Genomic DNA, 17,398 nt, shown 5'->3' on the forward strand with positions numbered 1-17,398 from the left:
GATCGATAGAATTGTTAGACCAGCCGATTACTGCGTTCGATAATCTTTTATAGAAAAACAAAACCAAGCACCTTGATGACAATGGGAATGATGATCAGAACCGTGATTAAGCGAAAAAGGTGAATCGTGGTAATGGGAACCGGGTCGGTCTGAAAATCTTCTGCGTTCATGCCGATTTCCGATAGGCCCGCCGGTGTCGAGCTTAAGATCGCCGTCTTCAGATCCCAGCCATAAAGTTTGTGGAGAATAAGCATGGTCAGAAGGGTAAGGATGCTCATTCCCCCAATGGTCATAATGGCAGGCCAGAGGATGTCGCGAACTTGCCTGATCCCTTCAGCTGTGATCCCCAGACCCACATAAGCGCCCATAATCATGCGCACTAAACGCCGCACCTTCAGGGGCACCTCCATTTTGTCCTTTTCTCTCACCTGGATGATCACCGTACCCAGCATCGCTCCCACCATGGCGCCGGCCGGAATGTTCAGGTAGGTTAACAGCAGGCCCCCGGCAATTGCGCTCAAGATCGTGGCCAATTTAATCTTCATCGCTTTGCAGCCTCCTGCTGGGCTTGATGCTGTAAAAGGCCCGGGCCAAGGGCAGCATCAGAAGCATTACCAACTGGTTGCGCACCAGCTGCAGGATGATCACCTTCTCGGTTGCGGCGCCAACACTGTCCGAAAGAATCGCCATCTCCCCCTGGCCGCCGGGGGTGGTGGCCAGAATTACCGTTTTATAATCCCAATCTGTGGTGATGCCTAAAATCAACGCAATTAATAAACCGCCTCCCAGCATCAGGGCACAGACAGTTACCGTGGGCTTGATCAGCTTTTTTAGTCCGTCCAGGTGAACTTTAGCAAAGCTGGTACCCAGTACGATGCCGACAGCAATCTGTACCATGGTCCTTAACCACACCGGTCTGTCCATCAAGGGGCCGTAAAACACCTGATAGGCCCCGATGATGAGAATGGGGCCTAAAAAAACACCGGCAGGGATTTTTATTTTCATTGCCACCCAGGCCCCAATCCCACCCAATAACAGGGTAAGGGCAAGCCTGAGGGCAAATTGTGTGTCCATTTGCTCATAACTCCCTTCCTGTGGTATCTACATCCTTTGGGTAAACAAACGATGCAGAGCCTCGCCTAAATGGGTCAGCCGGGAACCTTGCCTGGTGGTGCCTACAGTAATGCACCCGGCACGTTCCAGCTTCTTGAGAAAGAGGCGTACTTTATGCTCGGGGCAGGGCATGCCCTTCTGGGCCAGGCTGGAAACCAGCATTTGGCGTCCCACTCCCCTGTTAAAAGTAGCTTCTTCATGAAATTTCTTAATAATCTCCTTTAAATAGTCTTGGCCACCCAGCTTATCAAATTCCTGAATCACATTTTTCATGAGGTCATCGGTACCGGTCTCAACCGGAGCAGGCGCCCCCCATGTGGGCACATCCTGTGTTAAATAAGTGGTGAGATATTGGGTGGTAACGCTATCCTCCGGTTTGATAATTCCGCACAGGTAGTTGGTGATATTTTGCAGCTCCCTGATGTTCCCCGGCCAATGATAATCCATAAGCAGGCGCAGGACGTCCGGAGTAAAGCCTAATTCCCGCTGATACAGCTTGCGGGCAAAATAACGAAAAAGCAGGGGAATATCTTCTTTTCTCTGGCGCAAAGTGGGAACCATCACCTGGATGGTGCATAAGCGGTAGTATAAATCCTCCCGGTATTTACCCTGTTTCACCAGTTGCTTCAGACTCTGATTCGTGGCGGCAATCACCCTTACGTTAATGGGTGTAACCGTGCTGGAACCGATCCTTCTCACTTCCCTTTCTTCCAGGACGCGCAGCAATTTCTTCTGCACTTCCAAGGAGGCATCGCCAATTTCATCCAGGAAAATGGTACCGGTATGGGCCTCCTCGAAAAGGCCGGATTTGCCCCCCTTTTTTGCCCCGGTAAAGGAGCCTTCCTCATAGCCAAAAAGTTCGCTTTCGACCAGATTGTCCGGCAGGGCGGCAAAATTGATGGCCACAAAGGGAGCGTTTTTGCGGGGAGAAGCCAGGTGGATGGCCTGGGCCAGCAGCTCTTTTCCCGTTCCGCTCGCTCCTTCAAGGAGAATGGTCAGATCGGTGCCGGCAAATGTTTTGGCCATTTCGATGGTACTTTTTAAAGCGGGAGCCTCGCCAATGATATCCTCAAAGGAATACTTGGCGATGTTCCCTTTGCGCTTTAATTCCCGCCTTACCTTGGTATCCATTTCCTGCACCTCATGAATCGGCTTCAGAGTGGACACGGCGCCCAGCACTTTATTCTCTTCATCAAGGATGGGACTGATATTGACTACAAAATAGTTGCTCCGGATACAGCGGATACTGTTAATGAGACTTTCCCCGGTCTGGAATACCGTGCGAAAATCAACCTCGGGGAGCACTTCCCCCACATTTCTGCCCAGGACAGCGTCTGCGGCAATACTCAACTGCTTTTCTGCCGCGGGATTGAACACAACCAGCTCATTGGTCTCGTCAATGGCGATAATGGCCTGGTCCACCGTATTTAGTACCACCTGAAGACGCTGCTTCAGCCGGGCGCTCTGTTCGGCAATTTTCGAGCGTCTTTCCGCAGAATGGAAGATCGTAGCAATATAATGCTTCGAGATGTCATCGATAATTTCCCGGGGCAAATCCAATTTCACAATGATTTCTACAAAGGTCGATAGATCGAGGGTTCTCACCCCAATGTCAATCACCCGTTTAATTTCGGGAGGAATGGCCTGATCACTGGTAATTACGGCAATGTCCACATGGCGCGGATAATCCTCACAGCCATCCCAGTATGGATAAAAACGAATTTTATCCAGTCCGAACCCCCGGAGCAGGTCAATCTTCTCCTGCGCGGTCTCCTTCCAAGAACCTGCCACCAGCACTTCACTGTCCTTGGGCAGGGCCATAATTTCCTCCAGGCTGTCCACTTCCAGGGTGCGATTCGCCATCAAGACCCGCTGGTCGGCAGGAAGCTTTTTTCTAATTTCCCGGTAAACAGGTTTGTTGGCCGCGATAAAAAGGTCGCAATCCTTTTCCGCCGGTACTTCCTCGGTGTCCTTCAAGCACCAGGTCCGGACTTCAATATATCCTGCCAAATACTGGGTCAGCTGCTGCTGCACCTGAACGCAGGTAAATGGGTTTTGGGAGACGATATAGACAATCTTTTTATCAGGCATCTCTTTCACTCCAGACAAGGCTTTTCCTCATTATAACAATCATTTGCGCAATTAAAAATCCCACAAATCTTGCCTGTCCTCCCTGCATCCCGGAGCAGCTCATATCACCTCTTGAGCAGCAAGGACGATCAGGGCATAACCACCTGCTTCTCGCGGCGCGTGTCACTCCAGCCCCGGTAAATCGTCAAGCCGAGACTGACGAGAGAAATGATGATTAATACGGAGCTCAGGGGGCTGCCAAAAAACACATTCCAATAACTGCCGTCACTGATAATCAGCGCCCGGCGCAGGTTATTCTCCATGATGGGTCCCAGAACAAAGCCGAGAACTGTGGCGGTAGGAGGCAACCCAATCTTTTTCATGCCGTAGCCGACCAGACCAAAGGCCAGCGTGAGAAAGATGTCGGAAATCTGGCAGTTTACGGCATAAGCCCCGGTAAAGACAAGGGCAATGATGGAAGCCAACAGGGCCGGCCTGGACAGGGTTGTAATCCGATAGGCGACTTTGATAAAAACCAGTCCCTGAACAAGCATAAAAATATTGGCAATAAATAAAGCAATGAAGGCACCGTAGGCGATCTCAGGGTTTCTTTCAAAAATCGTGGGACCGGGAACCACATTATGCAGCATCAAGGCCCCAAGCATGATGGCGGTAGAATTGGACCCCGGTATGCCCAGGGACAGTAAGGGCACCATCGCCCCGCCGGTCACGGCGTTATTGGCGGATTCCGGAGCGGCAATGGCACGGATGTCTTCCCCCTGGCCAAAGGTATCGGTATTCTTGAACCATCTTTTCGCCTCATTATAGGCGATAAAGGAGGAAGTGGACGCTCCTGCACCCGGCATCACGCCGATGATGGTACCGATGACACCGGCAAAAAGGGAGACCGGCGTCATCCGCTTGATTTCCTGCCAATTCGGCAGCTTTTTCCCTTTGGCCTCATACTTGCCAATAAAAGTTTCCCCGCCGAAACATTCCCGGGTTTGTTTCAGGACTTCGGTAACGGCAAACAGGCCCATCATTACCGGAATGAGATCAAAACCCTCGTTCAGGGAACGAATCCCAAAGGTAAAACGGGTCACGCCGGAGATATCCATGCCCACTGTGGCTAAAAAAATGCCGAACAGGCCGGCCAGGATCCCCTTAAAAACATTTTTCCCCCCTAAGGTGCAGATCATGGTCAGACCCATAATGGCCATGGCGCAATACTCGGCCGGCCCAAAAGCCAGGGCCACAGAAGCCAGGGGAATGGCCAAGATAATCAGTGCGATATTCCCCACCATCCCGCCGATAACGCCTGAATAAAGAGAGGTGCCCAGGGCCAAACCTGGCCGCCCCTTTTTCGTCATTTCATAGCCGTCGATTACGGTGCAGGCCGCAGCATTGGTTCCCGGCGTTCCAATCAGGCAGGCCGGTACGGAACCGCCATACTCGGCGCCGGCATAGACGCCCAGAAGCAGCATGATGGCAATGTGGGGCGGCATCCCCCAGGTAAAGGGGAGAATCAGTGACATCGCCACCGTAGCGTTAATGCCCGGGATAACCCCCCCTATGATACCCCAGAGAACACCCAGGAAAATCATGAGGATGGCGTGCCATTCGAAAGCAAAATTTATTCCTAATGCCAAATGTTCCAGCACGTTTATCAACTCCTTTTCAGAACTGGTTTCTACCCAAATAAGACAGGCAGCAAAACACCTAAAAGTTCGCCGAACACAAAGTACAAAAAGACGCTGAAGGCCACACTGATGATCAGCACTTTCTGCCATTTCCGTTCATTGAATAAATATAAAAGAACTGCCATCAGCATGATCGTCATGAGCAGGTAGCCCAGTTTGGGCAACAAGAAGATATAGACAAGGGAAACCAGAATCACCAAATACAAAATCCCCTCCTGGATGCCCTTCTTTGTTTCTTTCTTTTCCTTGATGCTGTCCGGATGGGCATTCTGATCCCGCATCCGGTAAGAAACGGCTAAATGCACCAAACCAATAAGGATCATCAGCACAGCAATAATATTGGGTAAACCCGAAGGCCCCATGACTTCGCTTAACTGCTGCGCCTGTTGGACCCGGCCATTGAGAGGCAGGGAAAAAAGGAGAATGAACAAACCAGCGCCTAAGGCCAGAAGACCCGTCTTCCAATCATCCTTTTTGAACATGGTTATCACCCCTTACATGGTATTGATTAACAGAGCGCAAAAGAGGCGCAGAACCAGGCGCCTCTTTTGGCATGTTGGTTCACTTGTTATTCCAGTGTCTTCTTGATTTGCTCATATTGCTCATTGATGATCTGGGCCGCCTCTTCGGGACCTTTCAGGTTGGGAACCATTTTGGCCGTCTCATAGTACTTAATGAAGCCAGGATCTTTAAAAGCTTCGGAGATCGCCTGGTACATCTGGTCGATAATCTCCCGGGGCGTGCCCTTGGGCGCCACGATGGCGCGGAACTTTTCCACATGAATATCATAACCATAGTCTTGGATCGTTTTGACGTCGGTACCGGGCAATGGATTGAAGCTCACCAGTATCTTTAGCTTGCCCGATTCCACCATGGGACCGATTTCCCCGTATTCCCCGATGCCGATGTCCAGGTGTTTGCCCACCACAGCCACGGGAGCTTCTCCGCCCCCTTCAAAAGGCACTTCTTTGATGTCCAGCCCCGCTTTTTCTTTCAAATCGCGCAGCGCCATGAAATCCACATTTCCGGGAGTTCCTCCGGCAATCTTTACCACACCGGGGTTTTCCTTCACATAGGCCACAAAATCGTCAAAATCTTTCCAACTGTCGGTACGGCAATACATAATCAAAGGATCCGTGAAGAGAACTGCCACCGGGTCATAATCCGCCGGTGTGATATCCATCTTATTAATCAACATGGAACTAAGGAAGGTGGGTGCAACTCCCCCAAAGGTATAACCATCGGGAGCGGCTTTCCTCAGATAATCCCAGGCATTATAACCGCCGGCTCCTTCCCTGTTCTCCACCACCACGGCTTTGCCCAGGTTTTGCTCTATGACGCTGCCCAAATTCCGCAAAAGAATGTCTCCGGAGGAACCTGCTTTGGAATGCCAGATAAAATGAATTTCTTTTTCCGGCCACCCACTCTGTGCTTCCGTCCCGGCTTTATCGGCGCATCCGCCCAAAATCGCCAACAAACAGACCATGCCAAGCATACCCACGATTATTTTACGATAAGACATTATCCTTAACCTCCTTAATTTTTTCGTCCCAGGCACCATTCTATCAATCAATCCTTTTTTTTAAATCCATGGCATTCAATGTTTCAATCAAGCCGCCGTTCTCCATGATTTCCCGGAGGAAAGAGGGGAAAAGGGGAAAAGAGTAAGTTACTCCTTTGGTCAGATGATGAATGGTTCCCTTCTCCAGATCCACTTCCACGCTGTCTCCTTCTTCGATTCCGTCCACAGCCTCCGGACAGATGATGGCCGGCAGCCCGATGTTTAAGGCATTGCGGTAAAAAATCCGGGCATAGGAGCGGGCGATCACGGCGCTGGTTCCCGCCCCCTTTAAGGCCCATACGGCATGCTCCCGGCTGGATCCGTACCCATAGTTCTCTCCGGCTACGATAATGTCTCCGGTCTGAAATTGGCCGGCAAAGCCGGGACGCACATTCTCCATAATATGGGTCCCCAATTCCCGGGGGTCTACCACGACCATATACTGCACGGGTATAATTTCATCTGTAGAAATATTATCACCAAATTTCCAGCATTTCGCCAAACCCTTTCCACCTCACGATCTACATGATATAAATTCTCGAGGGTCGCAGATATATCCTCTAATTGCGGAAGCAGCTACCGTGGCCGCACTTGACAGGTACACCTCCCCTCCCGGCCCCATGCGGCCCGGCATATTTCGGGTGGAAGAGCTGAGGCCCACCTCACCGGGAGCCAGGATGCCCACATCATGGGCGCCGCAGTTTCCACAACCCGGTGAGCAGATAATTCCCCCCGCGTCAAAAATTTTCTTTAGATATCCTTGAGTTAAAGCCTGGTCATAAATTTTTCTTGTGGCCGGTACGACGATCAATCGAACCCCCTCGTGGACCCGATGCCCGGCCATGATGCTGGCGGCAACGGCTAAATCCCGCAAAGAAGCCCCGGCGCAGGAGGTAATAGAAGCCTGTTGGATGAATATTTTCTCCTGTTCTACCTCCCGGGCCGTTTTCACATTGGTAGGCAAGCTGGGACAGGATACCAAAGGCTCCAGCCCCGAAACATCATAGAAAAGCCGGGCATGATAGCCTGCGTCCGCATCGCTTTTAACCACCCCCGGGCCATGAGCAGGAACAATAATCGCGTTCTTGGCACCCATTTCCATGCTCATGACGCATAGAGTGGCCTTCTCGCTGAGCTCAAATCCCTCGATCACAGGTCCGGTAAATTCTACGGCATAGTAATTGGCTCCTGAAGGTCCTAGACTTTTCATCACCTGAGAGATCACATCCCGGGCATCTACCCCCGCCTGAAGGGTCCCGGTGATGGTGATCAGAATGGATTCGGGAACCCGGAACCAGGTGGTCCCCGTGGCCAACACACCCGCCATTTCCGTGGCACCGATCCCGGTGGCGAAGCTGCCCAGGGCACCCTGACCGGTAGTATGGGAATCCGAACCCACAATCACCTGTCCGGGACCGGCCAGACCCTCCTCCAGCATCAGAATGTGGCTGATTCCCGACCCGCAGTCATAAAAATAACGAATTTTTTTATCTTTCACAAATTTGCGCATGCTCTGTTGATGAGCGGCTGCTTTTACGGAGGTAGAGGGACTGTGATGGTCAATCACAAAGACAATCCGTTCCGGATCCCAGACATCCTGAATATTCAGCCTGTTGAATTCTTTGATCACAAGGGGTCCATTGTTGTCATGAATCATGGCCCGGTCCACCTGTACCGTAATAATATCTCCCGGTTTTACGAAACTTCGGCCGCCGGCCTGCGCCAGGATTTTTTCCGTTACGGTCATAGCCATCTTATCTCACCTCATTTCACCACGATCCCCAGAGCGGTGCGAAAGGCATCATGGATAGCATCCATCGCATCCCCCGCGACCTTCGCGCTCCCGATCAAATAGACTTCTTGATCCGGATCCTGGGCCTGATGGTACAAATCTTCGTTGGCCCCGTATCCACAAGCCAGGACATAGGTATAGCGGCCTGGTATTTCCTCAGTTTCCCCATTTTTATTCTTAATGGTAAAGGAGTCGGTGCCCAGAGAGATAACCAGGGCATCCCGGATGATGCGGATCTCTCCTTTCTGAAAGCGTTCTTCCATAAAACGCCAGCGGGCGATGCCCAGCCGGGCTAAAGGATCCTCCGGATTGTCGCCGACCATGATTACTTTTTTACCCTTTGCGATCAGGAAATCCACTGTCTCGTATCCTACCAGACCGTCTCCCACTACCACAAAAGAATCCCCGTCCGCTTCCCTGATTCCGGACAAAAGGTCTATGGCCCGGTAGAGAGCGGCCCCGTTATTCTCCAAAGCAGGGATGATCTCGCGCCCGCCTACGGCCAAAAGATAGATGTCGAAGCCCCCTGGCAGTTCGTTGATCTGATGATCAAAGACAAATTTTACCCCCCGTCGCGTCAGCACCTTTTCAAAGTACCGGAGAAGATTAAGATAGTCTTTTTTCCCAGGTGGGACACTGGCCCAGCGAAATATTCCCCCCAATTCCTTCTCTTTTTCAAATACCGTCACCTGATGTCCTCTTTGGCTCATCACGTCGGCGGCTTCCAGCCCGGCGACCCCTGCGCCGATGATACAAACCTTTTTGATTGTTTCATCCTTTTTGATCTCTACCAGTTCTTCCTGTCCCAGCATGGGGTTCTGCAAACAGGTGCAGGGAGATTTTTTCTTTCCCCGCTTGTTCCGGCATCCTTGATTACAGCCGATGCAATGGCGAATCAGGTCTTGTTCCGGGCAACCGATAGATTTCATCCAGTCCGGTTCCGCCAACAGAGCGCGACCTACGGTAACAAAATCTGCCTTTTCCGTCTCAATAATCTCTTCGGCCACAGTCCAGTCCACGATCCGTCCTACAATAATCACCGGGATCTGAAGATTCTTTTTGAGCATTTCCCCCATCCAGGCAATATGTCCCTGGGGGATGTCCGAGGAGGGGCATTCCCATTGCTCACTATCCGGCATCCCTACCGATACGTGAATGGCATCCGCACCGGCGGCTTCCACCAAACGGCATAATTCAATGGTTTCCGCCATTTGCCGTCCCCCCGGTAACCTTTCCTCGCCGCTGATGCGCAGGATCACCGGGAAATCCTGGCCCGCATAATTCTTGATTTTCTTGATCATTTCCGTGACTAATCTGGCATGTCCGGCCAAATCACCGCCATACTGATCCGTCCTCTGATTAATCAGGCTGGAAAGGAAAAGAGCGACCTCATGGCCATGGGCGCCATGAATTTCTACGCCGTCAAAGCCTGCTTTTTTAGCCCGTAAGGCTCCCTGGGCATAAGATTCGATAAGAAATTGGACCTCCTCGGCGGTATGCTCCAGGGGGTTCTTGGAAAAGCCCACCCGTCCGAACTGAATGCCCGAAGGATGAAGCTGGCAAAAAACACGGCTGTCATAACGGTGCACCATATCTGTTAAACGGCGCCATTGGGATATCCGGCTGTCATCGGCAATGGAGGCCCGATTAGGCTTGTTTGTGCCATGCGGGTTGGCCGGAATAATGAAGCCGGCCACTCCGACCTGGGCCCGTCTTTCTACAAAGGTATAGAGTTTATCTGTGACATTACCGTCTTGATCGGAAAAATATAAACACATAGAGGGAAAAATAACCCGATTTTTTAACTGAATGGGTCCAATCATTGCAGGACTGAGCAATTTATACATGTTGTTTACCTCCTGCCCTCAGCTTGTCGTTCTTGACCATGGGCCTGGTTGCCGCTCCTAATTTTTCACCGGCCTTATTTTCTTTGGCGGTATCTATCCTCATTTCAAACATGGGTACTTCGATCATAGGCCTCCTCCGTCTTTTAGCTAGACTTCTGTTTATTTTCCTGCTGCATCTCTCGTTAAAGATTTCACAATAATGACCATGAAAAAAGCTTCCTTATGTCCATTTCTTTTTATGGATGGTCCCCATAACTGATCTCCCTTCCTCGTAAAATGAGAGCTTAAGCCTTACCATGCCATTTAGCAAGTTCTGTGCCACTCCCGATAAAAGAGGGATTAAAGCTGAAAACCCTTGGGCGGCATACGCTGATAGAATTCTTGCATATTGTATATTAAATTCTTTCTCTCCTATTAGGCGATATAGGTGATTTAATAGGCGAATATTAGCTTTATTAGGCGTCCTAAATAGCCTAATATTTCGCCCATCTTTCTGCCGGCATATTGCTGCTCAAAATAAAAAAAGACTAAACCCCTGATAAATCAGTAATAGGTTCAGTCTCAGAATATCAAATTGTCACAGGGACAGGTCCCTTGACATAGTTACAATTAGATGCTGCGCGCTATTTCATAGGCATCCCATATGGCCCACATGATGTTTCTTACTTTTCGGGCATCACCAATGAGATAGGTTTCCGGTATTAAATCTTTTATTTTTTCATATAATTGTCTGTCGGGTTGATAGCCGGTTGCCAGGATCACGGTAGCGGCCGGAATCTCATCTTTCTGAAAAGACCTGTCTATTATTTCAACCCTATTCAGGCTAATTTCTGCCACAGTTGTGCCGGTCATGATTTTTACATTGTGCCATTCCAACAAATCATGTAACATTTGCTTATTTGCGTAAGGAACATCCCCTGCCCACATGAGCTCTTCGGTTATTTCCACAATCGTGACATTCTTGTTCTGCCGGCGCAGCCATAATGCCACCTCACAACCGACCAGTCCTCCTCCGATCACCACGACAGGATCTCCTACCTTTTCTTGATCCAGTAAGGCTTCACATGCCGTCAATACATGATCTTGATCGACTCCCTGTATTTGCGGAATTCGGGACGTTGAGCCGGTAGCGACAATGATTACTTCAGGCTTCTTTGCCTCAATTAATTCTGCACTCACTTCTTCTCCCAAATAAATGGGAATACCTAATTCGTCCAGTTCATTTTTATACCAGTCAATGAGACGTCTTTCATCTTCCTTAAAGTCAGGAACGGATGCCTCGGTGAGATGTCCTCCTAATTGATTGGTTTTTTCATACATGCTTACCTGATGCCCCCTCAGCGCAGAAACCCTGGCAGCTTCCAATCCTGCCACACCGCCGCCGATAATGAGAACCTTCTTTTGCTGAAGCGGGGGATGCAAAGCATACTCTACTTCCCGTCCACAGGCCGGGTTTACGGCACAAGAAAGAGGACGGCACAGGTCTTGCCTGCCCAGGCAGCCGTCATGACAGCCCAGACAGGGTCTTATTTTTTCTATTTGATTAGATCTTACCTTTACCGGCCAGAAGGGTTCGGCCAGTAAACCTCTGCCCAGCAGTACCATATCGATTTTACCCTCGGATAATGCTTTCTCCGCTAAGGCCGGTATCTCCATCCTTCCCGCCATTAATATGGGAATCTTTACTACTTCTTTCAGTCTTTCCACAAAGGGTAAATAACACCCGTGTTTTTGATATCCGGGCGGGTGGGCCCAATAAAAACCTTCATAAGTACCGCAGTCAGCGTCCAGTGCATCATATCCTGCCTCTTGAAGAATCTTGGCAGCTTCCAGTCCTTCATCCACATCCCGGCCTTTTTCGATAAACGTTTCACCCGGAAGACCGCCTTTGTTCCAGTCCTTGATAAAGCTTTTCACACTAAACCGCATGATCACAGGAAATTCCTGCCCTACTACACCCTTTATCTGTTGAACGATCTCAGTGGAAAGAGCCAGCCTCCCTCTTAAGTCGCCGCCGTATTTGTCTCCTCTTTTATTAAACATGGCCAGGGCAAATTGGTCCAATAGATACCCTTCATGAACGGCATGTATTTCTACGCCGTCAAAACCGGCAAGTTTCGCGATTTTCGCAGCCTCTCCGGATTTTTTTATTAAGAACTGAATTTCTTCCAGGGATATTTCCCGGCACGTCTCCTGCGGGTTCCAAAAATTCGGTATGGCCGAAGGCGCAATGGGCTTGCAGCTGATCCACGGTTCGTAACCTACTCTGCCCAGACCCAGGGTGATTTGCAAAAATATTTTTGCTCCATAGGTATGGACTCTTTCCGTCATTTCACCGGCTGTGCAAATAAACCTGGGCGGGTTCACAGAGGGGTTTTGAACGATCCCCGAGAGAGAGACCTCCACCTCGTTTTCAATTTCCGAATATCCGGTAATGATGAGACCCGCCCCACCTTTGGCCCGTTCCACATAATAGTCGATGCCCCGCTGAGTAAAACAACCATCTGCCGATACCATCCCAAAGACAGACATAGGCGCCATGCCGATGCGGTTCTTGATTTCCACATTGCCGATAGAAATCGGTTGAAAGAGACAGGTAGATTTTTTATTCATTCATATCCCCCTATTTTCTAATTTTGTCCTCCCATAAATACTCTTTCACAATAAAGATACTGATGGAAAGATTTATGGGAGGACATATCCTTACCCTCCTGTCGAGGGTAAGGACCACCTTCCTAAAGACATTATATGATCATAGGCCTTTCAGCTCAAATATTTTGGGATTGGGATATTTCAGAACCGAGACTGTCCCGCTGATAATCGGCACTGCTCTCATCCATATACTTGTCCGTGGTTAAATAGGGGTCATAGCCAAAATCTTCCCGCAGCCACTTAACTGTAGAAATCGCCAGTATCACCAGCAGAGGGAGCACCGGCACAGCAGTTAATACGGAGGACAACTGAACAACGTCCATGCCACCCACTAATAGCAGCGCGGTAGAGGCAAAAAAGAGCATCGCGGCCCAAAATAACCGGATCCACTTGGGCGGTTCTACCCCGTCCCGGATTTCATGACAGGTCATATTGGCCAGGGTAAAGGAAGCCGCATCCGTACCAGTGGCCGTTGAAATCACCATTACCGCAATAAAGAAGGGAATGACCAGCCATTTTAAGGGCAGGGAATTCAAGAAGAAGGATACGACGGCCGGTCCCCCTTGGTCCTGCAAAACTTGCGCCACCTGGGAGCCGTGATTCAATATGGCGTCTACCTGATAACCGCCAAATATCAGGTAAAAGAGCATGCATGCCAGCGTAGAGGAAAAGATCATATTTAAAATAAGTGCCCTGATTGTGCGGCCTTTGGAAATTCTGGCCGCAAAAAGGCCTACGTACATGGCCCAGGCCAGCCACCAGGCCCAGTAAAAAACGGTCCAGTCTTGGGGAAAGCCTGATTTTGTGACAGGATCGGTATAAAAGCTCATGCGCACAAAATCATGCAGCAGCACGCCAAAATTATCACAAAACAAAGAAAGCATGAAGACAGTTGGACCGACAAGCAACACAAAGGCAAGTAAAATAAAAGTCAAATACATATTAAAATCCGCCAACCGGGCAATACCGCCCTTTAAACCGTTATAACAGCTCCAGCCATAGACGAGCGCCATCACAAAGCAAATCAGCACTTTAAAGCCTGTGGTTTCCGGAATGCCAAAGAAGTCTGCGGAAACCTTTGATATCATCGGTACAATAAAGCCAAGAGCAGTAGCCATCCCGCCCACCAAACCGATGACAACAACGGCATCAATGAGTTTTCCTACCCAGCCGTCTACCACGCTGCCCAGAATCCCCCGGCAGGCATAGCTGGGATAAAGATAAGGCCGTCTCCGGACATAATACATATAGGCGAAAGCAACAGCCGCCACAGCAAATGTAGCCCAAGCGCTGAAACCCCAGTGAAAAATTCCGTAGGCTAAGGCATATTGGGCTGATTGAGGGGAAAAAGGTTCCAGCCAAAAGGGAGGATATTGTAAATAGTAAATGGGTTCATTTAAGGACCAGTAGACGAGACCTCCCCCGGTGCCACCGCAAAACATCATGGCCACCCAGGTAAAAACAGAAAAGTCCGGTTTATCCTCAGGTCTTCCTAATTTCACTTTGCCATACCGTCCCAAAGCCAGCCAGGCTAAAAATACCAGACATCCAAAAACCACGAATTCCCACATCCAGTCCGTACTATGCGTGATAACACTCATGGATTTATTGACCAGATTCTGCGCCCCTTCTTGAAACACGACCATTGGCCCATAGAATATCAAACAGGCAAGTGCGGACCAGACAAATACGGTCTTATTCACTCTGGCATATACCGGTTTTGGTTTACCATTATCCATTGTTACTCCTCCTTTATTTTTCTCTCTGTCTATCTGGTGGCAAGCTGTGCATAGCTGTTTGATCCGGCGACGATTTTAGGACAAATAGGCACCTCCTTTTTCCCGTATTACCAAACCTAAAACAATCTTGATTTTGCTTGCCATAAACGTGCCATTCAGAAATCGCCCCTTACTATCCCCTGCCTTCGGTCAAAAGCATTACCCGGTCTAAACCATTTCCTTTATCAAGATACTATTTCATTTATTTTTTTGCATTTTCTTTTATTGTACGAAACGGGTAATTGAAGCAGTTTTAGACACTTAGCTGGACAATCTTTCTAACAATTCTTTCATTTTCCAATCACAGAACCGGCTCCTGTCTCTGCGCATTATTTTTAATGTCATCATGACCCGGATCAGTTCACCATCATTATCGGACAGCGGCATTCCCGTTGCCAGAACAATCATCCCTTTCCTTAGTTTCAGGATCCTCGCTACTTTTCTTTCCCACCGGACCGTATTCAGGCAGATTTCGGCTAAAATCACATAATTTTTACCCAAATCTGTGATATATTTTCCTGTTACATCAGCTTCTTTCACGTCGAATATGGTTTCAGCCTGGGAATCGAAATATAAAATAAAACCTTTTCGATCGGTAACAATAATCGCTTTTCCCATGCCATCTATTCTCCTTCCATCATTGCCGGATCCCATATCGAGGAATCGAAACCAATTCCGCCCAGGGTTATCAGGTAAACGGCTTCTGTTCTGGGCTGCCAAAGGGCAGAGGGAAGAGCGTCCTTTCGGGCCCTCTTCCCGGGATCATCCTGTTTATTCATTTAACAATGCTAAGGCTTTGTTTACGGCATCAGCCGCATCTTCTCCATAGGCATCTGCGCCAATTCTGTCTGCCCAGCGCTGCGTAGCAGGAGCACCGCCTACCATCGTCTTAAATTGATTGCGCAGCCCTAATCTCTTCAGTTCCTCTTCCAGCTTTTTTTGTTCCACCAGCGTGGTTGTGAGTAGGGCACTAGTACCGATTAAATCGGCATCTACTTCTACAGCCTTTTCGATAATTCTGCTTACCGGAACATCCCGTCCCAGGTCGATGACTTCAATCCCCTGGGTTTTAATCAAAGATATCACAATACCTTTGCCAATGTCATGAACATCTCCCTCCACAGTAGCAAAAATCATTTTGCCTTTTTTATGGGCCTCCTTGCCTTCTATCGCCCCTTCAAAGGCTCCGGTTACAGATTTCATGACATCTGCAGACAGCATCAATTCAGGGAGAAACACCTCTCCCCGGCCGAAAAGATCTCCCACTTGCCGGATTCCCGCGCTAAATCCATTGGTAAGAATGTCCACGGGATCCAAACCTTCGGACAATACTTGTTGGGCGACCCGGACCGCCCGCTCCTGGTCATATTTAAGGATTGTATCAATCGCTTCCTGAATGAGTGCTTCACGACTCACTGTTCCTTCCCCCTCGTTTCACATTTTTTTTTGATTTTTTATACCAGATGAATTTTACTTTTGAACCTGTTCACACTATTGATTTCGATATCGAGAACCCGCGCGATATTAAACTTAGCCTCCATGCCATTGGCGCACTTGGTCCGGTCCAACACGTGGCCGATATCAAGCTGTTCTCTTATTTCTTTCATCATATTGGAATCTGAAAGATCGAACACAGAAACCCCTAATTTCCCTGCTACATATTCTTTCGCATCCTTTAATTTCATGCCCTTCAGCATTTGCATCCGTGCTACCAGATCTCCGGCAGTCCGTATTCCGCCCATGCCTGTGGCAACCTCATGGGTAACAGCCATCCCGTAGGCATCACCATGGCCAATCTACAATCCGTCGGCCTTGGCAATTTCGATAATCGCTTTGGAAGCCCGGGATGTGGCATCGGTGGGCGATGTATTCGTTAAGGGAATTCCCCCTACGCCCATCCCGGCATTGACATGAACCGGGATATCCGCCGCTTCCACACAGGCTTTGGCAAATGTCACTGTCCGGGCCAGGTTCCAGGCAAAGGACATACTGCTGTTGGTGTTAATCACACAGCCAAAAATGGTTGCTCCGGCCTTTTCACATACTTTTACCTGCTGATGCGGGTAAAGGCCTGCCAATCTTACCCCATCATATTTCAATTGTCCGTGCATGCCTAGGACAAACTCTCCCGCCATACCCATCTCAATGGGAATCCCGGGATACTTGTCCTTTAAAATTTCTGCCGCTTTTAAGGCCGCTAAATAGTCTCCGTCTCCCGATGCGCCGATGGTATCAAAGTTGATCCCATCCGCACCGCTCTCGTACAGGGCGCTGGCAATAAAGACCATATCCCTGACAGCATGCTCCACTGCTTCTTCCTGGGCAGCTCTGGCCTCCGGAATTTTCGCCAGAGGCAAAAGTTCCGACCAGTTATCGATGGGTCCGTCGGGTTTGGTGTATAGCCCCAAATTAGGCATGGCCCCATAAAAAATAGGAATGATGCAATTTAATTGGGCCCGCTCCATGGCCATGGCCTCTTCACTGACGATATTTTTTAAGGCTTTGTAACTGTAGTCCGTAGCACAAAGTTCCATGGTATCCGAACAGAAAACCCTTTCGTGGGTGAGGATGGTCGTGGTTCTATCCATAGGAAGCCCTGCTCGCACAGGTAACTTCAATGTCCCTGCATCAAAGGTAACAACTGCTTCGTTTCCTCTTTCACAGCTCACGGTTTTTTGCGGATGGGTTATGATTTCGAACAATTGCTCGATCTCATCATCAGTTAGCTCCGGAATTTTTCCCCGGTCTGCCGCGTCTTTCATTCCTTCTTCTAAATCCCAGCGAATATCTTCATCGCTCATCCAGACTGCGGAACCGTCGCCCATCCTTGTAAAATACTTTTTCATTTAAACCCTCCTTTTCCTATTTCGCATCAAAAAATCTCA

14 protein-coding genes and 1 pseudogene are annotated in these 17,398 nt (G+C 49.3%); all 15 read right to left on the reverse strand.

The features are described 5' to 3' along the window. Positions 1 to 47: 47 nt before the first annotated feature. The 15 genes and pseudogenes from DCMF_RS16305 to mtbB all read right to left on the reverse strand — a co-directional run bounded on the left by DCMF_RS16305 (position 48) and on the right by mtbB (position 17,359). Positions 48 to 545 (reverse strand): AbrB family transcriptional regulator, encoded by a 498-nt coding sequence (locus DCMF_RS16305; protein ID WP_148135396.1) that lies wholly within the window; start codon positions 543 to 545, stop codon positions 48 to 50. Next, the gene (locus DCMF_RS16310; protein WP_148135397.1) at positions 535 to 1,074 is read right to left on the reverse strand and encodes an AbrB family transcriptional regulator; all 540 of its coding nucleotides are present in this window, start codon (positions 1,072 to 1,074) and stop codon (positions 535 to 537) included. The genes DCMF_RS16305 and DCMF_RS16310 overlap by 11 nt, the downstream gene beginning before the upstream one ends. A gap of 27 nt (positions 1,075 to 1,101) precedes the next feature. After that, entirely contained in the window at positions 1,102 to 3,204 is a 2,103-nt protein-coding gene (locus tag DCMF_RS16315; RefSeq protein WP_148135398.1) for a sigma-54 interaction domain-containing protein, read from the reverse strand. A gap of 128 nt (positions 3,205 to 3,332) precedes the next feature. Further along, positions 3,333 to 4,844, reverse strand: coding sequence for a tripartite tricarboxylate transporter permease (locus DCMF_RS16320; RefSeq protein WP_214658662.1), 1,512 nt, complete (start codon positions 4,842 to 4,844; stop codon positions 3,333 to 3,335). Between the two features lie 29 nt (positions 4,845 to 4,873). Further along, the gene (locus DCMF_RS16325) at positions 4,874 to 5,365 is read right to left on the reverse strand and encodes a tripartite tricarboxylate transporter TctB family protein (protein ID WP_148135400.1); all 492 of its coding nucleotides are present in this window, start codon (positions 5,363 to 5,365) and stop codon (positions 4,874 to 4,876) included. A gap of 86 nt (positions 5,366 to 5,451) precedes the next feature. Beyond that, a complete protein-coding gene (locus DCMF_RS16330) occupies positions 5,452 to 6,405 on the reverse strand; it encodes a Bug family tripartite tricarboxylate transporter substrate binding protein (protein ID WP_214658663.1) in 954 nt (317 codons plus the stop codon). Positions 6,406 to 6,448: 43 nt separating this feature from the next. Further along, positions 6,449 to 6,946 (reverse strand): 3-isopropylmalate dehydratase small subunit, encoded by a 498-nt coding sequence (locus DCMF_RS16335; RefSeq protein WP_148135402.1) that lies wholly within the window; start codon positions 6,944 to 6,946, stop codon positions 6,449 to 6,451. A gap of 12 nt (positions 6,947 to 6,958) precedes the next feature. Beyond that, positions 6,959 to 8,197: an aconitase/3-isopropylmalate dehydratase large subunit family protein gene (locus DCMF_RS16340; RefSeq protein ID WP_148135403.1), complete on the reverse strand. Its 1,239-nt coding sequence runs from the start codon at positions 8,195 to 8,197 to the stop codon at positions 6,959 to 6,961. A gap of 11 nt (positions 8,198 to 8,208) precedes the next feature. After that, on the reverse strand, positions 8,209 to 10,083 hold the full coding sequence (locus DCMF_RS16345; protein WP_148135404.1) for an oxidoreductase: 1,875 nt from the start codon (positions 10,081 to 10,083) through the stop codon (positions 8,209 to 8,211). Further along, positions 10,076 to 10,210, reverse strand: a complete 135-nt coding sequence (locus DCMF_RS30125; RefSeq protein WP_257790914.1) for a hypothetical protein — start codon at positions 10,208 to 10,210, stop codon at positions 10,076 to 10,078. The genes DCMF_RS16345 and DCMF_RS30125 overlap by 8 nt, the downstream gene beginning before the upstream one ends. 482 nt (positions 10,211 to 10,692) lie before the next feature. Continuing rightward, positions 10,693 to 12,696: an oxidoreductase gene (locus DCMF_RS16350; RefSeq protein ID WP_148135405.1), complete on the reverse strand. Its 2,004-nt coding sequence runs from the start codon at positions 12,694 to 12,696 to the stop codon at positions 10,693 to 10,695. A gap of 155 nt (positions 12,697 to 12,851) precedes the next feature. Next, positions 12,852 to 14,474 carry a BCCT family transporter gene (locus DCMF_RS16355; RefSeq protein ID WP_148135406.1) on the reverse strand — a complete coding sequence of 541 codons (1,623 nt, stop codon included), beginning with the start codon at positions 14,472 to 14,474 and terminating at the stop codon, positions 12,852 to 12,854. Positions 14,475 to 14,774: 300 nt separating this feature from the next. Further along, positions 14,775 to 15,131, reverse strand: a complete 357-nt coding sequence (locus DCMF_RS16360; RefSeq protein WP_214658664.1) for a PAS domain-containing protein — start codon at positions 15,129 to 15,131, stop codon at positions 14,775 to 14,777. A gap of 153 nt (positions 15,132 to 15,284) precedes the next feature. Beyond that, positions 15,285 to 15,929, reverse strand: a complete 645-nt coding sequence (locus DCMF_RS16365) for a cobalamin B12-binding domain-containing protein (protein ID WP_148135408.1) — start codon at positions 15,927 to 15,929, stop codon at positions 15,285 to 15,287. Between the two features lie 38 nt (positions 15,930 to 15,967). Continuing rightward, positions 15,968 to 17,359, reverse strand: a pseudogene (gene mtbB / locus DCMF_RS16370) ([dimethylamine--corrinoid protein] Co-methyltransferase). Between the last annotated feature and the right edge of the window lie 39 nt (positions 17,360 to 17,398).

It is taken from the genome of Candidatus Formimonas warabiya (assembly GCF_002777255.1).
Classification (GTDB): Bacteria; Bacillota; Dehalobacteriia; order Dehalobacteriales; family Dehalobacteriaceae; genus Formimonas; species Formimonas warabiya.